The sequence below is a fragment of the Mycolicibacterium mageritense genome, from assembly GCF_010727475.1.
Lineage (GTDB): Bacteria > Actinomycetota > Actinomycetes > Mycobacteriales > Mycobacteriaceae > Mycobacterium > Mycobacterium mageritense.
In genome coordinates this window covers 2867887-2887025 of the sequence record NZ_AP022567.1, presented here as the reverse complement: position 1 = coordinate 2887025, position 19139 = coordinate 2867887, and the positions used below count along the sequence as shown (strand labels likewise).

Sequence of the window (19139 nt, the reverse complement as noted above, 5' to 3'; positions counted from 1 at the left end):
TCCTTTCGCATAGCGATGGTCACCGCGACGGGTACCCGACGGCGGGCCCGGGTAATCACCTCTGTGTTACAGCGCACGCAGTTTGGGGATCGCCTGGCGGGCACCGCGCCGCCGGTTCACCGCCAGTCCACTGGCCTCCAGCAGCCGCACGGCGCGGTGCCGGTGCGGCCGCAGCGGCTCGAGCAGTTCGAGCATCGCGGCGTCGTCGATCGGCGTGCCCAGCAGGCTCAGCCCCACGACCGTGGCCAGGTGGTAGTCGCCGACCGACAGCGCGTCGGCGTCGCCGAACGCACGTTGGACGGTTTCGGCCGCGGTCCATTCCCCCACGCCGGGCAACGACTGCAGGGCCCGGTGGGCGCGGTCCGCGGTGAGTCGCTCCACCGAGTCGGCCCGTTGCGCGCACCCGACGATGGTGCGGGCCCGGCCCGGGTCGACGTTGGCCCGGTGGAACTCCCAGGACGGGATGCGGCGCCACACGTCGGCCGTCGGAGGCACCCGCATTCCCGCCGGTGCGGGTCCGGGCGCGGGCGCACCGAATTTGGTGGCCAGCGCGCGCCACGCCCGCCAGGCATCCATTCCCGAGACGCGTTGTTCGATGACGGCCGGGATCAGTGCTTCCAGCACCCGGCCGGTGCGGCCGAGCCGCAGGTGCGGCACGCGCCGGTACGCCTCGGCGATGGTCGGTTCCACGGGTGCGAAACCGGTGGCGTCGTCGTCGGATCCCAGCAGCGCAGGCAGCCCGTCGAGGAACTCGGCCGCACCGTCGCCCCAGGCTTCACAGTCGACGGTGTCCAGGCCCGACTTGCTGATGCGTGCCGTCACCGGACCACTCGGCATGGCCGACGTCCGCCATATCGCCCCGTCGGGAGCACTGCGGTAACACGGATCGCCGCCGCCGCGGCGCAGCGGTGCCAGCGTCAGTCCCGGGCTGACCGGGCCGGGAAAGACCACGCTGGTGCTTGGCACCGCACCAGCTTATGGAGCGACGCTGACGTCCGCCTTGTCGGTGTAGAACGCGACCCGGCCGGCGATCTCGGCCACGGCCGGGTACGGCTCCTCGTAGGTCCAGATGGCGTCCTGCACGTCACCTACGTGGTAGTAGTAGGCCTCCCCCTTGTAGGGGCAGTACGTCGTCGTCTCGCTTCGCGTCAGCGCCGACGCGACCACATCGCCGAGCGGCAGATACTGCACCGCGGGATAGGTCGACTCCTGCAGGGTCAGGGCGTCGTCGGACTGGGCGACGATCTCACCGTTGACCCTGACCGTCACGCGGCGGCCCGTCGGCGTGATGGTGATGGGGTGCTCGGCCGTCGGCTCGAGCACAGGACGGTTTGTCATCTAGGTCACAACGCCACCCGCGCCGAGGTATTCCCGTCGAGCGGCCCGAGGCCCATATGAGGTTCATCGGGAAGGCAGCGCGGATCACTACGATCGGCTCATGACCGATCCCGTAACGGCTTCCGTGTCGATCGCCGCCGACCCCGCAGACGTGTATGCCCTGATCACCGACCTGCAGACCCTCTCATCGCTGGCCGAGGAAGCCCACGCGATGCAGTGGCAGAAAGGCAACGCGGTGGCACCCGGCGCGGTGTTCAAAGGGCACAACCGCAACGGCTCCCGGACCTGGACCACGACCTGCACCGTGACCGAGGCCGAGCCCGGCAAGACGTTCGCGTTCGACGTCAAGACCGGGGGTTTCATTCCCGTCGCACGCTGGCGATATGACATCGCGGCGGCCGAGGGCGGATGCACGGTCACCGAGTCGACGTGGGATCGGCGGCCGGGCTGGATCAAGAAGCCCGCCGAGTGGAGCACGGGCGTGCACGACCGGCCTGCCGCCAACGCCGAGCACATCAGGCTGACCCTGCAACGGCTCAAGGAGCGCGCCGAATCCGGCGGCTGAAAGAGCCGATCACCGCGGTCGGTGCATGCGGTTAGGCTCGGACCGTGGAACCCGACGATTTTGCCGATCGCGTATCCAGGCTGGAATCGGAGAACCGCAAGCTCAACGAGCGGGTACGCAGCAGTGAGCAGGACGCCGCCGCGGCCCGCATTCTGGCCGGCGCCGCCGATCGTGATGTCAGTGAGCTCAGCACAGATGTGCGAGCAATCCGTGGCGAGGTCGGCGAACTGCGCGGCGAGGTCGGCCAACTGCGCGGCGAGGTCGGCGACCACCGCAAAGCGACCGCTGCGAGCTTCAATGCCATGCGTGCCGACTTCGCCGACCTGCGCTCCGACTTCGCGGGTCTGCGCTCCGAGATGAACACGCGGTTTGCACAGGTCGACGCCGGGTTCATCGAAATGCGCGGCAAGCTCGATGCGACCGCCGCCGGTCAGGCTCACATCGCCGGACTGCTTCAGCGGTTGATCGACGACCAGAACCCGCGCTAGTGCGGCTTGCCGGTGATGACGTCGGCGATCCGCGCGATCGGTGACGTCGTCGCGCGGCCGCGGGCCTCGTGCCGGTCGGCCAGCTTGTAGGCGATGTACAGGCCGCGCACGCCGAGCCAGCGCAGCGGCTCGGGCTCCCAGGTGCGTGACTCGTGCCCGACCCATGGCAGTCGGGTGATCGGGGTGTCCCGCCGCAGCACCAGGTCGGCCAGGGTCCGGCCGGCCAGGTTGGTTGCGGTCACACCGTGGCCGACATAACCTCCGGCCCAACCCAATCCGGTGATCCGGTCCAGGGCCACCCCGGCCTGCCAGTCACGCGGCACGGCCAGCACTCCGCACCATCCGTGCGCGATGGGGATGTCGCGGATCTGCGGCAGGATCGTGTGCAGCACATCGGTCAGCAGCGTGATGGTCTTGGCCGGCACCCGGCCGTCCTTGTCGGTGCGCGACGCGTACCGGTACGGCACGCTGCGGCCGCCGATCGCGATGCGGTCGTCGACGGTGCGCTGCGCGTAGAAGAAACCGTGTGCCGCGTCGCCGACGGTTTCGCGTGCTTCCCAGCCGATTTCGTCCCACCGGTCGGCCGGGATCGGCGCGGTGGCGATCATCGAGCTGTTCATCGGCAGCCAGCGCCGCCGCAGGCCGGGGAGCGCGGGCGTGAACCCCTCGGTGGCGCGCAGGACGATCGGGGCGCGCACGGTGCCCCTGGCGGTGACCGCGGCGCCCGGCCTGATCTCGGTCACCGGCGACTGCTCGTAGACGGTGACGCCGAGCCGCTCGACGGTTTCGGCCAGCCCGCGGGCCAGCCGCGCCGGCTGGATCCGGGCACAGTGCGGGTTGTGGAATGCCGCGAGCATCCCGTCGAACCGGATTCGCTGTGCGGCTTCGTCTTTCGTCAGCTCGGTGACGTCGTTGCCCCAGCGGCGCTCTTCGGCGAGGGCGTCGGCCAGCCGCGCGGCCTGCGCGGGGTTGCGGGCGATCTCCATGGTGCCGCCTTTGACCGCACCGGCGTCGATGCCTTCCTGGTCCGCCACCGAGATGACCTCGTCGACGGCCTCGTTGAGCGCGTGCTGCCAGGCCAGCACCTGGTCCCGGCCGTGCGCCTTCGCGAGCTTGTGCCGGTCGCCGGGGGCCAAGCCCGAGAGCCAGCCGCCGTTGCGTCCCGACGCGCCGAACCCCGCGAACCGGGCCTCCAGGACGGCGATGCGCAGCGTCGGGTCAGCCTTTTTGAGGTAGTAGGCCGTCCACAGTCCGGTGTAACCGGCGCCGACGATGCACACGTCGGCGTCGCGATCTCCCGGCAGCGCCGGGCGATATGCGGGAATCGCGTCGAACCAATGGGAGACCTGACCGTTCACGGTTTTGGGCACCGCCAGATTCTGTCAAGACTTGTCGGACTGCGGGAGCATGATGACATAAGCAATCGAACATGTGATCGAAGGAGTCGGCAATGTGCTGGTTGTGCGACCATCCGCAGGCGACAACGCAGGACTATCTGGACATCCTGCGGCGGCAGATCGCCAAGTGTGGCTGGACCGTGCAGTACGTCGAGGGTCGCTCGCCGTTCGGCTACACCATCGGGCTGAGCGAAGTCGGCTTGCCCGAGCTACTGGTCACCGGCCTGCCCCCGGAGACATCGCTGCGGCTGCTGAACACGGTCGCCGGCTACCTGGTCCATAAGTGCGTCCCCGCTGCCGGCGACACCATGTCGCTGCCGGACGGCTGGTTCGCCGAGTTCGTCGCAGTGGCCGAGCCGACCGCACACATGGGATTCGCGGTGCGGATGTGCGGTCCCGACCTTCGGGCACTCCAACTCGTCTGGCATGACAGAGACGGGCATTCCCCGTGGTGTCCGGAGTTCAATCGCGGCGGGCCCAGACAACCGGTACTCGGCCTCCGCGGCCCCGTTGAGACGGGCTGAACATACTTCTTTCTGCCATCCGTCGATCAATTTCTGCCACCGGAATTATCCCTCTGACCTCGCTGTTTAGACAGTCAGACCGGTACGGATCACCCGCAAGGGCAGCCACACCGGATATGAGGAGGAGAGCAAAATGAAGAAGTTCGGATTCGCCGTCATCGCCGCCAGTGGACTGAGCGCCGCCATCGTGGGCCTGGCCGCCCCGGCCCAGGCCGCCGCACCAGCGCCGGTCTCTTCGACCACGATCTCGGCCGGAGTCGATCACCTGGGTTGGCTGGATCAGATCCAGCCCAAGGCCACCGCGCCCAAGGTCGACAACACCGTGCGCCACAGCGGCCGCTGAGGTCAGCAACTCAAGAGGGGCATCCCGGCCGGGGTGCCCCTCTTGGCGTTCACGGGCGGCCGAACGCGTAGCGGTGGTACTGCGCCATGTACTTGGTCGCGCTCAGCACCGACATCACGCGCGCCAATATCCGATAGGCGGGCTGGACCAGATCGAACTCGGCGGTGTCGAACGGCGACACCCACGCCAGCAGGCGAGTGCCGGGCACGGCGGAGAGGATGTCCTCGGGCTTGTTGATCGCCCAGTACAGCGTCGCGCCCGAGCGCCGCACCACGGCGTTGCTCCACTGGGTCTTGATGCCGAGCGAGTTGAACGCGTCGAATTGCAGTTCCCCACTGCCGAAGTGGTCGACGATGCGGCGCAGCAGCGCGACGCCGTCGGCCTGGGTCAGGTACATGGTCAGCCCTTCGCCGATGGCCAGCACGGGCCGGTCGGTGGGGATGTCGGCGAGCCAGGCCGGATCCGTGACCGATGCGGACACGACGTGGTAGTTCTCGGCGGTCGGATAGAGCTGTTCACGCAGCGTGGCCACGTCGGGATAGTCGACGTCGTACCACTGCACGCCCGGCCCGGGCCGCAACCGGAAGAACCGGCCGTCGAGACCGCAACCCAGGTGCAGCACAACGGCTTCGGGATGTGCGGCCAGGAACTGGCGGGTCCAGTTGTCGAAGTGTGCCGACCGGGTGGTCACCGCCGGCGACCGGTCCGGTGTCATGGTGGTGCGCGACCAGTCGTAGTCGATGCGCTCGGCGATCTCCTTCGCGAGCTGGTCCCCCAGGATCGGCTTGGGCAGGTCGGCGTCGAGGGCCTTGGCGTAGAAGGTCGCGAGCATCGTCTGCGGTGCGCCGCTGAGGTCGACTTTCAGTCTGTCGGTCATACCCGCCAGGCTAGCCCCGCAATAGCGCTGCGGCACAAGCGCTTAACACCCTTCGGCGTGGTGTTCAGCCCGCCTTGGCCTGGCGTTTGGCGGCGCGCACACCCACCCAGAACTTCGCGGCCTCGGCCACCGAATCCTCGACCGGGCTTGGGCGCCAACCGAGTTCACGTTCGGCCTTGCTGTGGTCCACCGGGGCTTCCGCGCGCATCAGCCGCAGCGAGGCCAGCGACAGCCGCTCGTCGGTGCGCTTGAGCTTGCCCTTGAGGGTGCCGAGGGCCGCGAGCAAGTAGGTGACGGGCAGGGGGATCGATTTCGCGGGCGGCGCGACGCCCGCGGCCTCGGCCGCGATTCGCGCCACCTCGGCGTTGCTGATCATCTTCTCCGAGATCAGATAGCGCTCGCCGACGCGGCCCTTGTCCGCGGCGAGGATCAGGGCGCGGGCCGCGTCGTTGACACCGACGGCCTCCAGTTCGATGCCGCGCATGACGAACGGCAGCTTGCCGAACGCCGCACCGGCGATGATCGCGCCGTGCGGGGTGCGGCCCCAGTCCCGTCCGCCGTAGGTGGTCGATACACACATCGCCACCGCGGGCAGCCCACGCTCCCGCGCGTAGCTCAGCACGAGTTTCTCGGCCTGCACGCGAGATCGCACGTACGGGGTCAGCCCCTTGTCGCTGACGATGTCGTCCTCGTCTGCCACCTTGCCGCGCTTGCGGCCGACGGTCGCGTAGCTGCTGGTGAACACGAAGCGTTTGAGGCCGGCTGCGATCTCGGGTTCCACCGCGATGTCCAGGACGTTGCGGGTGCCCTCGACGTTGGTACGGAACAGCGGCGAAGGATCACGCAACCAGCCGCGCGTGTCGACGACGCAGTAGTAGATCACGTCGGCACCGGTCATCGCGGCGCGCAGCACGTCGTCGCTGAAGATGTCGCCCTCGAACCGGGTGACGTCGAGGTCGTCGATTCCGATCGTGTTGGCGCCGGCCCGCACCATCACCCGGACGTCTTCGCCGTCTTCGACGAGCAGCCTGGCCACGTGCGAGCCGAGGTAGCCGTTGGCCCCGATCACCAGCGCCGTCATCGTGCCGCCCCCATCTGGTGTCCCATCTTTTCCATCCAGGCCTCCGCCTCGTCGGTCAGCGTCCCGAGTTCTTTGGCCTTGCGACACCACTTCATGCCCGCGGCCACGAATCGCAGCGGGTTGTAGATGTCCTCTTGCCGCGACCACAGCCCGTCACCGGCGTAGGTGATGATCGAGATGTTGGTGGCGCTGATGACGGTCCCGTCACCGGGGTCGACCATCGGGTTGTCCAGTTCGCAGATGATGCGTCCGGTCGGCTCGTCGATCACCGACCAGAGTGACGGGAATGCCGTCATGTAGCTGCCGGGGAAGGCGGTCATGGTCTTCCAGATCCAGGCGCGTACCTGTTCGCGGCCCTTCATCGTGCCCGCCGCGTGCTCGATGTAGTCGACGTCGGGCGTGTAGTGCTCGACCCACACGTCCCAGTCCTTGGTCTGCGCGGCCCGGTCCACGGTCTGTTCGAACGTCGCGAACGCGGCCGCCAGCTCGGCGGTGCTGAACGTCTTGCCCACCCCAGAACTAGAACACGTTCTATTGACGTTTGTCGAGGGTTGTCAGTCGTCGACGAGCACGGCCCGGTTGCCCAGCGGTTCCCGCAGCGGCACGTCGACCGTTCCCGCGACGGCCAGGGCTATGCACATCCGGCCGACCGATTCGGGCGGCGTCCCGCCTCTCAGCTGCACCGTGACCGCCTCCGGGGTCTCGTGCGCGGTGACGTGCACACCGAAGCAGTCCGGGGTACCCGCGGTGAAGTTGACCGCAAGTCCGTCGCCGCTGCGGGTCCACGACTCGACACGGGTGACGTGCGGGGCGACGATCGCGGGGTTGTCGACGAACACCGTTCGTGAGGGGTCCGGCGGCACCTCCGGCGGGTTCACCGGCTCGGCGGCGGCCATCGGTGCGCCGGCCAGGAGTAAACAGCCCAGCGCTGCGGTTACAGCTAGACGCATGTGCCCCACGGTAGTGGGCGGAGCACAATGTGGTGGACGGCAAAGGAGATGAGCGCTCATGACCAACTACGCCACGGCGATTCTCGCGGGCGGCTGCTTCTGGGGCATGCAGGATCTGATCCGTAAGCAGCCCGGGGTGATCTCGACGCGCGTGGGTTATACCGGCGGACGCAACGACCACCCGACCTACCGCAACCATCCCGGTCACGCCGAGGCCGTGGAGATCATCTACGACCCGGCCCAGACCGATTACCGCGCGCTGCTGGAGTTCTTCTTCCAGATCCACGATCCGTCGACCAAGGATCGGCAGGGCAATGACGTCGGCACCAGCTACCGTTCGGCGATCTTCTACCTCGACGAGGACCAGAAGCGCATCGCGCTGGACACCATCGCCGATGTCGACGCGTCCGGGCTGTGGCCGGGCAAGGTGGTCACCGAGGTGACCCCGGCGGTCGATTTCTGGGAGGCCGAGCCCGAACACCAGGACTATCTGGTGCACTACCCGAACGGGTACACGTGCCACTTCCCGCGCCCGGGCTGGAAGCTGCCCAAGCGGCAGACCGCCAACCAGTAGCGTCAGGCCAACGGCGTCGCGCGTCGCCGCATGACGATGCGCCCGCCGGCCTTGGGCGTATAGGCCACGCCGCGGGAATGCACCTTCTCCCCCGGTGCGCTCGTGGTCTCGATGACGAAGTGGCGCAACACCGTTCGCAACACGACGTCCATCTCGACGTTGGCGAATGCGGCGCCGACGCAGCGGCGGGTGCCGCCGCCGAAGGGAATCCAGCCCAGGCCGGGCCTGCTGCCGATGAACCGTTGCGGGTCGAAGCGCTCGGGATCGGGAAACTCGTCGGCGCGTTCCTGGATCTGGGAGATCGCGACGACGATCGAGTAGCCCCGCGGAATGTCCCAGTCGCCGAGCCGGAACGACGGCGCGTACACGTGGCGGCCCGCGAAATCGATGACGGTACGGGCGCGCTGCACCTCGAGAATCGTTGCCTGCCGGTATTCATTGCCGTCGGTCGCGGCTTCGGCGACGAGCTGGGCCAGCACCTCGGGGTGGCGGCTGATCCGCTCGAATGCCCAGCCGAGCGTCGACGCGGTGGTCTCGTGCCCGGCGGCCAGGAGCGTCAGCAGCTCATCGCCGATGTCCTTGCGCGACATCGGCGAACCGTCTTCGTACGTGCTGCGCAGGAGCAGCGCCAAGATGTCGTCACGCTGATCGAAGGCCGGGTCGTTCTCGACGCGGTCGATCAACCGGCTGATGACCGCGTCGTATTGCCTGCGGTATTCGGCGAGCCGCCCCCACGGGCTGAACCGGCCGTAGGTCCGGGTCGGGGTCGGCAGCACGGCCAGGCGTGAGCCCAGCGTGACCCACGGCGGGATGATGCGGCGCAGTTCGTCGAGCTGTTCACCGTCCGCGCCGAACACGGCCCGCAGGATCGCGTTGAGCGTGATCCGCATCATCGGTTCGAGCGTCTCGAACTCCTGACCCTCGGGCCAATTCGCGGATTCCCGCAGGGTTTCCTCTTCGAAGATGCGCTCGTAGTTCTTGATGCTCTTGCCATGAAACGGCGGCGTGAGCAGCTTGCGCCTGCGGCGGTGGTCGGTGCCGTCGAGCGCGAACACCGAGCCAGAGCCGAGAATGCGGCTCAGGTTGGGCTGGATGTTGCCGACGTCGTCGGTGTTGGCGACGAACAGCTGCTTGGCCAGTTGCGCGTCGGCCACGATCGCGGTCCGCCCGAACACGGGGATGCTCAGCGTGAAGATGTCGCCGTACCGCGGGGTGAGCTGTTTGACCACCCACCGCCGGTTTGCGGCGAACGCTATGCCCTGCAGCAGCCGGGGGATCTTCGGCGCGGGCGGGATCCTGAGGGTGGCGGGGCGAACTGGGTCTACAGCGGTCACTGTTTCGGTCATGCCATCTCCAGCCAAGTCCTGGTACTGCGGTGTACCAAAGGGGGTGTGTAGTACGGTACTCGCAGGTACCACACAGCGCAAGGGGGTGGGTAATGACAGCCGCGGCCACCAGCCCCGACGCCTTCCGGCTGCGCCTGCTCGACGGCCTGGCTGCCTCGATCACCGAAAAGGGTTACCGCGAAACCACAGTCGCCGACATCGTGCGCCACGCCCGCACGTCGAAACGGACCTTCTACGACCAGTTCGAAAGCAAGGAAGACTGCTTCATCGAACTGCTGCGGGCCAACAACACGTCGTTGGTCGACCGGATCCGCACGGCGGTGGCGCCGGACACCGACTGGCAGGACCAGATCGCGCAAGCCGTCGGGGCCTATGTCGATCACATCGAGTCGGCGCCCGCGGTCACGCTGAGCTGGATCCGCGAACTGCCCGCGCTCGGCACCAAAGCACGCCCGCTGCAGCGGGCCGCTTTGCGCGAACTCACCGACCTGCTCATCGAACTCAGCGACAGCGCGGGTTTCCGTCATGCCGAGCTGCCCCAGCTCACGAGGCCTATGGCGATCATCCTGCTGGGCGGGCTGCGCGAGCTCACCGCGCTGATCGTCGAGGACGGTCGCGACATCCGCGAGATCTATGAGCCGGCTCTGGCCGCGTCGCGGGCGATACTGAGCGCCGCACCTGCGCCGTCAACGCAGGATCAGCCGCGCTGATTTCTCCAGGCGCCGCGCGATGTCCGGGTACGACTCGTATCCCATGCCCGCCCGCACCAGCGCGCCCGAATAGAGCATCTCCAGCGACTCGATGACATCGGGATCGACATCGGGGCCGAGCGCCGCAGCCAGCCTGCCCCGGATGTCCCCGCCGATGCGGTGCCGCAGCGCCTCGACATCGGGGTCACGGCCCAGCAGTGCATTGGTGACCGCACCCGCGAACTCGGGTTCGTCGGCCACGAGCGACGCGATGTGCTGCAACACCTCGACCACGCGCGTCGCGGGGTCCGCGGACTCGTGCGCGGCCAGCGGCGCGCCCGCGAGCCTGCGCCAGAACACCTCGGCGACAAGGTGTTCCTTGGACGAGAAGTAGGTGTACGCGGTGGCCGCACCGACGCCCGCCTCGGCGGCGACGCGCCGCACGGTCAGTCCCGCGAAGCCCTCCCGGCGGATCAGCTCCACGGCGGCCCGGCCCAGGCGTTCGACGGTGTCGGCTTGCCGTGCGGTCAGACGTCGACGAGTCGACTCCAAAGCCGGATCGGACACGTGTCCGGACGCTACTACAACTGCCTGTGACCGGCAACGGTAGGTTGTCAGACATGAGCGACATCGACACCGCCCTGCCGCCCCGCGCCGAGCGGCTGTTCGCCCTCGCCGAGCAGGTCACGGGGTTCATGCCCGCAGACGAGGGGCGGGCCCTCTACGACGCCGCAGCGCGCTACCTCGGCGGTGGGGTCGGCGTCGAAATCGGCACGTACTGCGGCAAATCCACGGTTCTGCTGGGTGCGGCGGCGCAGGAAACCGGATCGGTGGTCTACACCGTGGATCACCACCACGGGTCCGAGGAGCACCAGCCGGGGTGGGAGTACCACGACAGCTCGCTCGTCGACCCCGTCACCGGGCTGTTCGACACGCTGCCCACCATGCGCCACACCCTCGACGCCGCGGGTCTCGACGAGCACGTGGTCGCGGTTGTCGGCAAGTCTCCCGTGGTCGCGCGGGGTTGGCGAATGCCGTTGCGGCTATTGTTCATCGACGGCGGACACACCGAGGAGGCCGCGCAGCGGGACTTCGACGGCTGGGCCAGGTGGGTCGAGGTGGGCGGTGCGCTGATCATCCACGACGTGTTCCCGAATCCCGACGACGGCGGGCAGGCGCCGTTCCACATCTATCAGCGCGCGTTGCGCACCGGCGCGTTCCGGGAGGTCTCGGCGATGGGGTCGATGCGGGTGCTGGAACGGATCTCCGGCGACCCAGGCGTGCTCGACTAACGGTCGCTGGCGACACACTCGCAGTCGTACTCGCCTTCCAGGCCGCGGGGCAGGCCTTCGCCGCGGAAGATGCCGCTGGCCGCCGTGGTCGACGACAGGGCGTCGGCGGCCAGGATCATGGCCGCACCGGTCCAGGTGGTGCGTTCCTCTGGCCAGCGTTTGCCGTCGGCGAAAACCAGCCCGGTCCAATAGGATCCGTCGGTCTCCCGGAGGTGGTGCATGGCCGCGAACTGTTCGTGCGCGCGGCGGATGTCGCCGATCGCGTCGAGTGCCATCACCAGCTCACAGGTCTCGGCACCGGTCACCCACGGCCGGTGGTCCACGCATCGGATACCGAGGCCGGGCACCACGAAGTCCTGCCACCGCTCGTCGATACGGGATTGTGCAGCCGCGCCCCGCAGGGCTCCCCCGAGCACCGGGTAGTACCACTCCATCGCGTGGGTGTCCTTGGCGGAGAATAGTTCCGGATGAGCCGCGATCGCGTGGCCGAGCCGTCCGACCGCCACTTCCCATTCCGGTTGCGGGTCGCCGAGATGGTCCGCGAGCGCCAGCGCGCAGCGGATGCTGTGGTAGACGCTCGCACAGCCGGTCAGCAGTGCTTCCGTGACGGGCCCGGAAGGGGTTCGCGCCCAGTAGATCTCACCGGTGGACGCTTGCAGCCCCAACACGAAGTCGATGGCCGCGGTGACCACGGGCCACATGTCTTCCGCGAAGCCACGGTCCCCGGTGATCAGCACGTGGTGCCACACGCCGGTGGCCACGTAGGCGCAGAAGTTGCTGTCGCTGTTGGCGTCCTCGATCGCGCCGTTGCGCAGTTGGATCGGCCACGAGCCGTCGGGACGCTGCGCGGTGCGGCACCATTCGAACGCCGCCCGGGCCGGCTCGTACAACCCGGCGACGGTCAACGCCATGGCGTTCTCGACGTGGTCCCACGGATCGGTGTGGCCGCCGTCGAACCACGGGATGGCGCCCGATGTCTCCTGGGTGGCCGCGATGGACCGGGCGGTCTGGCGGCACTCGTCCGGCGTCAGGACACCGGGCACCCCGGGAACATCAGGCACTCGCAAGGTTCACCGCCCGTTCGGGGAGAGTGGCTTGTGAAAGTACATTGCGACGCTCTTGCCGATCACGGGGTTCAGCACCGATTCGGCGGTCCTCGTCAGCCACGGCCGGCCCATCATGTCCCACACCAGCAGCTGGTGATAGGCCTTGACCGCCGGATGGTCGTTCTTGTCGGTCCCGACAAGGCATTTCAGCCACCAGTACGGCGAATGCAGGGCGTGCGCATGGTGCGTGTGGGTGAGCGTGAGGCCGTGGGCAAGCACCTTGTCACGCAACGCGTCGGCGTGGTAGATCCGGATGTGGCCGCCCTCGTTGGCGTGGTATTCGTCGGACAGCAGCCAGCACACCTTCTCCGGCAACCAGCGGGGCACCGTGATGGCCAGGGCGCCACCGGGTTTGAGCACGCGGACCAGTTCGGCGATCGCGCGGTCGTCCTCGGGCACGTGCTCCAGGATCTCCGAGGCGATCACGCAGTCGAACGTGCCGTCCTCGTACGGCAGGTCGAGCGCGTCGCCCTTGACGGCTTCGCCCCGCGCCGACAGCGGTACGTCACCCTGCTCGCGCATGGCCTGCAGCATGGTGTCGACGTCGTTGAGGTCGGACACGTTCTGGTCGAAGCCGATCACGTCCGCACCGCGCCGGTACGCCTCGAAGGTGTGTCGGCCCGCGCCACAGCCGACATCGATCACCGTGGTGCCGGGCCCGACACCGAGCCGGTCAAAGTCGACGGTCAGCATGCTTCACCTCATCGCTCCTCACGTGCACGGCATCTTGCACGGGCTTGTTCGTATACGGACACCGTCTGTGCGGCAACCGATTCCCAGCTGAAGACGTCGAGCGCACGTTGCCTGCCGGCCTGTCCCAGCTTCTGGCGCTCCAGCGGTGAGTCGAGCAATGCACCGAGTACCGAGGTGAGTTCGTCGACATCTGCCGGGCGTACCAGCCGCGCGCACCGGCCATCGGTGCCGACCACCTCGGGCAGCGCTCCGGCGCGGCTGGCCACGATCGGGGTACCGCTGGCCATCGCTTCCACCGCGGGCAGTGAAAACCCTTCGTAGAGCGACGGAATGCACGCCACCTCGGCCGAGGCCAACAGGCCGGCCAGCGCTTCGTCGGACAGCCCGCTCGAGCTGTGCACGATGTCGGAGATGCCCAGCTCGGCGATGAGCTTCTCGGTCGGCCCGTTGGGTTCGAGTTTCGACACCAGTTGCACGTCGAGGTTGCGCTCGACCCGCAGCCGGGCGACCGCGTGCAACAGGTGGCTGATGCCCTTGAGCGGTACGTCGGCGCTCGCGATCGCGATGATGCGGCCGCTGACGCGATGTTCGGCGGGTTTGAACAGTTCGGTGTTGACGCCGAGCGGCACGACGTGAAGCTGATCGGGCGACACCCTGAAGTCGTCGGCGATGTCGGCGGCCGACGACGACGACACCGTGAGCAGTTCGGGAATCCGGCGGGCCACCCGCTTCTGCATCTCGGCGAAGCCGTACCACCTGCGCACCAACGGTTTACGCCACCATTTGGCCGCCGCGACCTCGACCACCCGGTCGCGCGTGATCGGGTGATGCACGGTGGCGACCACGGGCAGGCCCAGCTTCTCGATCTTGAGCAGCCCGGTGCCCAGGCTCTGGTTGTCGTGGACCACGTCGAAATCGTCGAGGCGCTCGGCGAGCATGCGGGCCGCACGCAGGGTGAAGGTTCGAGGCTCCGGGAACCCCGCGGTCCACATGGTCAGCAGTTCGAGCGCGTCGATGCCGTCGCGGATCTCGCTGGGCCGCGGTACCCGGAAGGGGTCGGGTTCGCGGTAGAGGTCGAGGCTCGGCACCTTGGTGAGGCGAACCCGGGGATCCAGCCCTTCCGGGTAGGGCTGGCCCGAGAAGACCTCGACGTCGTGGCCGAGTTCGGCCAGGCCGCGGCTCAGGTGGCGGACATAGACACCCTGGCCGCCGCAGTGGGTCTTGCTGCGATAGGAGAGCAACGCGATACGCATGATTCAGCTCACCTCGCGGCCGGAATCGCGCTGAACTGGGAAAACGACGTCACGCCGCGACTCCAAACCCTCTGGACATGTGTCCAGACTATAGTTTGACGTGCTAGCTGACGCAACGCGTCCTCTAGCCGTCGGCAATTTTCGACGCTGTGTCCAGGGCGCAAAAGTCCGAGCGACCCACGCCGCACGCGCAGAGCCGGCGGGTCACTCCGGCGGAAATCCGCCTGTGGCCACGGGCCCCCAACGCCGCGGCGTGATCCGGATGAGGCACTTGCCCTGGTCCACCATGGCCTGCCGGTACTCATCCCAATCCGGATGCTCCCCGGCGATCGCCCGGAAGTAGTCGACCAGCGGTTCGACGGCCTCGGGCAGCGCGAGCACCTCGGCCTCGCCGTCGACCTGGACGTAGGGTCCGTCGAACTCATCCGACAGCACCGTCACACTCACCTGCGGGTTCCGCCGCGCGTTGGCCGATTTCGCGCGTTGCGGGTAACTCGCGATGACGATCCGGCCCGCCGCGTCCACGCCGCCCGTCACGGGCGAGCTCTGCAATGATCCGTCGGACCGAAAAGTGGTGAGCACCATCCGATGTCGCGGACGCACGAAGTCGAGTAGCTCATCGATCCCCACGGTGTCAGCGGTCGCATACTTTCGAGCCATACCCTCACGCTAGCCCGCGCGGCTCGATCGCATCGGGCAGCACGAACGCATACGGCCGCCGGAACCCTGCGCCGTCGACCCGGCCGGCCCGGACCGCGGCCACGTCGACGGGCACGACCCGCCCGGATGACGGCTCATAACACTGCACGACGTCGCCCGACGCGCCGACGAGCAGTACCCAGTGCCTCGGCAGCAGCCGGTCACCGAGCAGCATCGCGACGGGCCAGCCGCCGTCGACCGCACGCAGCACATCCGACAGCGTGTCCCCTGAACCGCGAAACCAGCGCCACCAGTAGGACACTCCACGCTGTGCACTGTGCGCCGTGAGCGCCCGGGCCATGCCGGCGGGCGTCGTGCCGAGCCGACGCGGCCAGATCGCGTTGACCTCGGCGTGCACGCGCCCCTGCTCGCCCGCGAACCATGCGTCGCGATCGGGCCCCAGCAACCCCTCACGGTAGGACGCGTCGAGCAACGCGCCTGCCACCACCGCGACCGTCGGACCGCATGTGACGCCGTCGCGCTGGTGCAGCCGCAGTGCGGCGAGTCTCACCGGATCCACGTCGATGCCGCCATCGGCCGTTCAATTTCTGCCATCGGAACTAGATCGTCTGACCTGCTTGTTCAACCCTACAGAAGAGAATCCGACATCGAAGCGAGAAAGAGGAACCAGAAGTGCAGTACACCGCCAAGAAGTTCAGCATCACAGCGGCGCTGGCAGGCGGATTGGCCGCGGCCACCATCGGTCTCGCCGCACCCGGCCACGCCGCACCGAGCGGCCCGAGCAACGCACAGCAGACCATCAGCCAACTCGAGGCCCAGGGCTACCGGGTGGTGGTCAACCGGCTCGGCTCGACCCCGCTCGACCAGGCGACCGTCGTCGCGGTGCGCCATGGTCAGAACTACAGCCGCACCGACAGCCTGTCGCCCGTCACGCAACGCACGGTCTATGTCGACGTGAAGTGACATCCGCAGTTCGAGACGCCCCCGCCCCGGCGGGGGCGTTTTGCTGTCCAAGACGAGTTCGGCGGGTCGATAATGGGGCCATGGCGGTCTCCATGAGCGAGCTACTCGCAGGCGGTATCGACACATTGCGATATCACCCGACTGCCAAGCGAATTCGGGCCTGCCTCGGTGGGGAGCCCGTCGCCGACACAGACGCGGCCGTGCTGGTGTGGGAGCCGCGCCGCATCGTCCCCACGTACGCCGTCCCGCGCGCGGCCGTCACCGCGCAGCTCGTGCCCGCGGGGGCCGATTCCGGGGACGACGAGATCCCGGGCTTCCTGGACCCGTCGGTTCCGTTCACCGCACATACGTGTGCGGGCAACGGTTTTGACGTCATCGCCGGCGAAGAGACGGGTGTCGAGGCAGCGTTCCAACCCACCGATCCCGACCTGGCCGACTACGTGATCCTCGATTTCGCGACGTTCGAGTGGCGCGAGGAGGACGAGCCGATCGTCGCGCATCCGCACGACCCGTTCCACCGCATCGACATCCTGCGCAGTCACCGCCGCATCCAGGTCGAGCTCGACGGGCAGTTGCTCGCCGACAGCGTGCGTCCGCTTCTGCTGTTCGAAACCCTGCTGCCCACGCGCTATTACCTGCCCAGGGAGGACGTGACCATCGCCCTGGACCTGAGTCGCACCATCAGCTACTGCGCGTACAAGGGCCGGGCGACCTACTATTCGCTGCCCGGCGGGCCCGCCGACATCGGTTGGACGTACCACGAGCCGCTGTACGACGCGGGTCCGGTGCGCGACCGCATCTGCTTCTTCGACGAACGCGTCGATGTCATCGTCGACGGCCTGCGCCAGGACCGGCCGGTCACCCCGTGGAGCGAACGCTGAAACCCGCGGTACCGGGTACCTCTGGTTTAGCCTGATCAGTTCTGGCAACATCTCCCACCAGTCGCAGTCATTCAGACATAGTCAGTGGGTGGGGATGATGATGGGCACATCGAACGTTTCGCTCACGGCCGCGCCGGGCACGGAAGGCGGCGGCGCGGCCCTCGACCAGGTGATCGGCATGTCCGTCGCGGCGCTGGTCGTCACGGTCGCGTTGCTGTGGATCGGCTATCTGCACCGCATGCGCCGCATCACGTGGCTCAACAACTTCGCCGAACGCCTGGGCCGCAAATTCCACCGGCCACCGTGGGTCGCGCTGCAGGTGTTCCTGTTCACCGCCACCATCATCTGCGCCCTGTTCGGCTTCATCTGGGACGTCAGCCTGCACATCGGCAAGGGCCGCGACGCGGGCCCGCTCGCCAACCCCGCGCACTACTTCATCCTGATCGGGCTGTTCCTGCTGTTCATCGCCGGTTCGATGGCGATCGTGCTGCCGTACGAGAAACCCGGTCCGGCGGCCATCCGGATCACCCGCACCTGGTACGCGCCCGTCGGCGGCGTGCTGATGGCGTTGTGCGGCCTGTACGCGCTGATCGGGTTCCCGCTCGACGACATCTGGCACCGCATCTTCGGGCAAGATGTCACCCTTTGGGGCCCAACGCATCTGATGTTGATCGGCGGTGCCGGGCTGTCCCTGATCGCGGTGCTTCTGCTCGAACATGAAGGCCGGGTCGCAATGGGCCCGGATGTGCCAGAGGACAGCAAGTTCAACAAGTTCCTCTACTACCTGTCCTTCGGCGGGCTCTTCATCGGGCTCTCGGTGTTCCAGATCGAGTACGACTTCGGCGTCGAGCAGTTCCGGCTCGTGCTGCAGCCCATGATGATCGCAGGCGCGGCCGCGCTGGCCGCCGTCGCGGCCCGGCTCGTCCTCGGCCCGGGCGCCGCCCTGATCGCGGCCGGGTTCGCCGTCGCGCTGCGCGGTGCCGTCGCGTTCGTCGTCGGCCCCGTCCTCGGCGCCCCGACAAGCTGGTTCGCGCTGTATCTCGGCCCGGCCCTCGTCGTGGAACTGCTGGCGTTGACGCCACTTGTCAAGCGGCCCATCGTATTCGGCGCGGTGGCAGGCCTCGGCGTCGCGACGGCCGGGCTCTGGCTGGAATCGCTGTGGATCGGCGCGGTGTACCGCTTCCCGTGGCCAACGACCATGTGGCCGGAGGCCCTGGGCATGGCGGTCCCCGTCGCGGTCGCGATGGGTGTGTGCGGCGCGCTGCTGGCCCTCGTGCTGACCGGCAGGCCCTTGCCGCGGCCCGCGGTCGGCATCTCGGTGGTCGTCGTGACGGTGCTCGTGATCGGCGGCGCCGTGGCCACCGGACTGCGCACCGAGGTTCCCGAAAGTGCCAGCGCCACAGTCACTCTGACCGACATCCCGAACGACACCGGGCAGCGCCTGGCATCGGCGGACGTGCAGATCACGCCGGCCAACCTCATCAGCGCCGACCCGGAATGGGTGTCGATCCTGGCGTGGCAGGGCGGGCTGGCCAACGACCGCGGCCTGGTCGTGGACCGGCTGGAGAGGGTCGGCCCGGGCCGGTACCGGTCCACGCAACCCATACCGGTCTCGGGCAGCTGGAAGACCGTGCTGCGGGTGCAGGACGGCACCACGATGGCAGGCGTTCCGCTGTTCCTGCCAGCCGATGCCGGCATCGGTGCACCCGAGACTCCCGCGCTGGAGTCCGGAACGCGGCCGTTCGTGCAGGAGATCACGCTGCTGCAGCGGGAACGCAACCTCAACCACCCGTCGTGGTTGTTCACGGTGGCCTCGCTCGTGGTCCTGGTCTGCACGCTGATCCTGATTGCCGGGCTCACGTGGGGCGCCGGGCGCATCAACGCCCGCGAGCTGGCCGCCGGCGCCAAGGCCGGCGAACCGCGACCGGTGCAACCGCAGACGTGATGCGGCTGCTCGCAGATCACACGTTGCTGCTGGCGCTGCCGGCATTCGCTCCGGCGGTGGTCGTCGTCGGCGTGGTCGTCTACGTCGCGATGCGGGACCGGCGCCAGGGGCCGGACGAAGAGGTGCCTCACAGTGAAAGTCAGGAGGACTCAGGAGAAGATGATTCACCGTGAC

General features: G+C 68.1%; 25 protein-coding genes. 11 read left to right on the top strand and 14 right to left on the bottom strand.

The window, feature by feature from the left end:
* Positions 1 to 66: 66 nt before the first annotated feature.
* The gene (locus G6N67_RS13665; RefSeq protein ID WP_179976826.1) at positions 67 to 966 is read right to left on the bottom strand and encodes a DNA-3-methyladenine glycosylase family protein; all 900 of its coding nucleotides are present in this window, start codon (positions 964 to 966) and stop codon (positions 67 to 69) included.
* A gap of 9 nt (positions 967 to 975) precedes the next feature.
* Entirely contained in the window at positions 976 to 1338 is a 363-nt protein-coding gene (locus G6N67_RS13660) for a DUF427 domain-containing protein (RefSeq protein ID WP_036431025.1), read from the bottom strand.
* A gap of 100 nt (positions 1339 to 1438) precedes the next feature.
* Here G6N67_RS13660 and G6N67_RS13655 point away from each other — a divergent pair, with 100 nt between their 5' ends.
* Positions 1439 to 1903: an SRPBCC family protein gene (locus tag G6N67_RS13655; RefSeq protein ID WP_036431021.1), complete on the top strand. Its 465-nt coding sequence runs from the start codon at positions 1439 to 1441 to the stop codon at positions 1901 to 1903.
* Between the two features lie 44 nt (positions 1904 to 1947).
* On the top strand, positions 1948 to 2391 hold the full coding sequence (locus G6N67_RS13650) for a hypothetical protein (RefSeq protein WP_036431019.1): 444 nt from the start codon (positions 1948 to 1950) through the stop codon (positions 2389 to 2391).
* Here the strand turns inward: G6N67_RS13650 and G6N67_RS13645 are convergent.
* On the bottom strand, positions 2388 to 3761 hold the full coding sequence (locus G6N67_RS13645) for an NAD(P)/FAD-dependent oxidoreductase (protein ID WP_036431016.1): 1374 nt from the start codon (positions 3759 to 3761) through the stop codon (positions 2388 to 2390). The two genes, G6N67_RS13650 and G6N67_RS13645, sit on opposite strands and share 4 nt — an antisense overlap.
* Before the next feature lie 80 nt (positions 3762 to 3841).
* Between G6N67_RS13645 and G6N67_RS13640 the strand changes: the two genes are divergently transcribed.
* Together G6N67_RS13640 and G6N67_RS13635 are read left to right on the top strand one after the other, a co-directional pair.
* Complete coding sequence (locus G6N67_RS13640) at positions 3842 to 4312, top strand: DUF4262 domain-containing protein (protein ID WP_036431015.1); 471 nt, start codon at positions 3842 to 3844, stop codon at positions 4310 to 4312.
* Positions 4313 to 4445: 133 nt separating this feature from the next.
* Positions 4446 to 4655 (top strand): hypothetical protein, encoded by a 210-nt coding sequence (locus G6N67_RS13635; RefSeq protein ID WP_036431013.1) that lies wholly within the window; start codon positions 4446 to 4448, stop codon positions 4653 to 4655.
* Positions 4656 to 4704: 49 nt separating this feature from the next.
* Here G6N67_RS13635 and G6N67_RS13630 read toward each other — a convergent pair whose 3' ends face one another.
* The 4 genes from G6N67_RS13630 to G6N67_RS13615 all read right to left on the bottom strand — a co-directional run bounded on the left by G6N67_RS13630 (position 4705) and on the right by G6N67_RS13615 (position 7563).
* Positions 4705 to 5532, bottom strand: a complete 828-nt coding sequence (locus G6N67_RS13630; RefSeq protein WP_036431011.1) for a class I SAM-dependent methyltransferase — start codon at positions 5530 to 5532, stop codon at positions 4705 to 4707.
* 64 nt (positions 5533 to 5596) lie between these two features.
* Positions 5597 to 6613, bottom strand: coding sequence for an NAD-dependent epimerase/dehydratase family protein (locus G6N67_RS13625; RefSeq protein WP_036431009.1), 1017 nt, complete (start codon positions 6611 to 6613; stop codon positions 5597 to 5599).
* Positions 6610 to 7125, bottom strand: coding sequence for a nuclear transport factor 2 family protein (locus G6N67_RS13620; protein WP_036431006.1), 516 nt, complete (start codon positions 7123 to 7125; stop codon positions 6610 to 6612). Before G6N67_RS13620 ends, G6N67_RS13625 begins: the two co-directional genes overlap by 4 nt.
* 42 nt (positions 7126 to 7167) lie before the next feature.
* A complete protein-coding gene (locus G6N67_RS13615; protein ID WP_036431003.1) occupies positions 7168 to 7563 on the bottom strand; it encodes a hypothetical protein in 396 nt (131 codons plus the stop codon).
* Between the two features lie 58 nt (positions 7564 to 7621).
* Between G6N67_RS13615 and msrA the strand changes: the two genes are divergently transcribed.
* Positions 7622 to 8137, top strand: a complete 516-nt coding sequence (msrA, locus tag G6N67_RS13610) for a peptide-methionine (S)-S-oxide reductase MsrA (protein WP_036431000.1) — start codon at positions 7622 to 7624, stop codon at positions 8135 to 8137.
* A 2-nt stretch (positions 8138 to 8139) separates the two neighbouring features.
* On the opposite strand, the gene G6N67_RS13605 is transcribed toward msrA, so the two are convergent.
* Positions 8140 to 9483: a cytochrome P450 gene (locus tag G6N67_RS13605; protein ID WP_036430997.1), complete on the bottom strand. Its 1344-nt coding sequence runs from the start codon at positions 9481 to 9483 to the stop codon at positions 8140 to 8142.
* A 92-nt stretch (positions 9484 to 9575) separates the two neighbouring features.
* On the opposite strand from G6N67_RS13605, the gene G6N67_RS13600 reads away from it, so the two are divergent.
* Entirely contained in the window at positions 9576 to 10193 is a 618-nt protein-coding gene (locus G6N67_RS13600) for a TetR/AcrR family transcriptional regulator (RefSeq protein WP_036430993.1), read from the top strand.
* On the opposite strand, the gene G6N67_RS13595 is transcribed toward G6N67_RS13600, so the two are convergent.
* On the bottom strand, positions 10170 to 10739 hold the full coding sequence (locus G6N67_RS13595; RefSeq protein ID WP_036430990.1) for a TetR/AcrR family transcriptional regulator: 570 nt from the start codon (positions 10737 to 10739) through the stop codon (positions 10170 to 10172). The genes G6N67_RS13600 and G6N67_RS13595 overlap by 24 nt on opposite strands.
* 53 nt (positions 10740 to 10792) lie before the next feature.
* Here G6N67_RS13595 and G6N67_RS13590 point away from each other — a divergent pair, with 53 nt between their 5' ends.
* Entirely contained in the window at positions 10793 to 11464 is a 672-nt protein-coding gene (locus G6N67_RS13590) for a class I SAM-dependent methyltransferase (protein WP_036430988.1), read from the top strand.
* Here G6N67_RS13590 and G6N67_RS13585 read toward each other — a convergent pair.
* From G6N67_RS13585 to G6N67_RS13565, 5 genes are all read right to left on the bottom strand, one after another.
* Complete coding sequence (locus G6N67_RS13585; RefSeq protein ID WP_036430986.1) at positions 11461 to 12525, bottom strand: MMP endo-(1,4)-3-O-methyl-alpha-D-mannosidase; 1065 nt, start codon at positions 12523 to 12525, stop codon at positions 11461 to 11463. The genes G6N67_RS13590 and G6N67_RS13585 overlap by 4 nt on opposite strands.
* A gap of 9 nt (positions 12526 to 12534) precedes the next feature.
* Positions 12535 to 13263: a class I SAM-dependent methyltransferase gene (locus G6N67_RS13580; RefSeq protein ID WP_036430983.1), complete on the bottom strand. Its 729-nt coding sequence runs from the start codon at positions 13261 to 13263 to the stop codon at positions 12535 to 12537.
* 8 nt (positions 13264 to 13271) lie between these two features.
* Positions 13272 to 14516, bottom strand: coding sequence for an MMP alpha-(1->4)-mannosyltransferase (locus G6N67_RS13575; protein WP_036430979.1), 1245 nt, complete (start codon positions 14514 to 14516; stop codon positions 13272 to 13274).
* A gap of 204 nt (positions 14517 to 14720) precedes the next feature.
* Positions 14721 to 15176 carry a PPOX class F420-dependent oxidoreductase gene (locus G6N67_RS13570; RefSeq protein ID WP_036430976.1) on the bottom strand — a complete coding sequence of 152 codons (456 nt, stop codon included), beginning with the start codon at positions 15174 to 15176 and terminating at the stop codon, positions 14721 to 14723.
* A 4-nt stretch (positions 15177 to 15180) separates the two neighbouring features.
* Positions 15181 to 15735 carry a hypothetical protein gene (locus G6N67_RS13565; RefSeq protein WP_036430973.1) on the bottom strand — a complete coding sequence of 185 codons (555 nt, stop codon included), beginning with the start codon at positions 15733 to 15735 and terminating at the stop codon, positions 15181 to 15183.
* Between the two features lie 113 nt (positions 15736 to 15848).
* Here G6N67_RS13565 and G6N67_RS13560 point away from each other — a divergent pair, with 113 nt between their 5' ends.
* From G6N67_RS13560 to G6N67_RS38790, 4 genes are all read left to right on the top strand, one after another.
* Entirely contained in the window at positions 15849 to 16139 is a 291-nt protein-coding gene (locus tag G6N67_RS13560) for a hypothetical protein (RefSeq protein WP_036430970.1), read from the top strand.
* Between the two features lie 80 nt (positions 16140 to 16219).
* Entirely contained in the window at positions 16220 to 17020 is an 801-nt protein-coding gene (locus G6N67_RS13555; RefSeq protein WP_036430967.1) for a DUF427 domain-containing protein, read from the top strand.
* Between the two features lie 100 nt (positions 17021 to 17120).
* Complete coding sequence (locus G6N67_RS13550) at positions 17121 to 18965, top strand: hypothetical protein (protein ID WP_179976825.1); 1845 nt, start codon at positions 17121 to 17123, stop codon at positions 18963 to 18965.
* Complete coding sequence (locus G6N67_RS38790; RefSeq protein ID WP_165572151.1) at positions 18965 to 19138, top strand: hypothetical protein; 174 nt, start codon at positions 18965 to 18967, stop codon at positions 19136 to 19138. The genes G6N67_RS13550 and G6N67_RS38790 overlap by 1 nt, the downstream gene beginning before the upstream one ends.
* Position 19139: the final 1 nt, after the last annotated feature.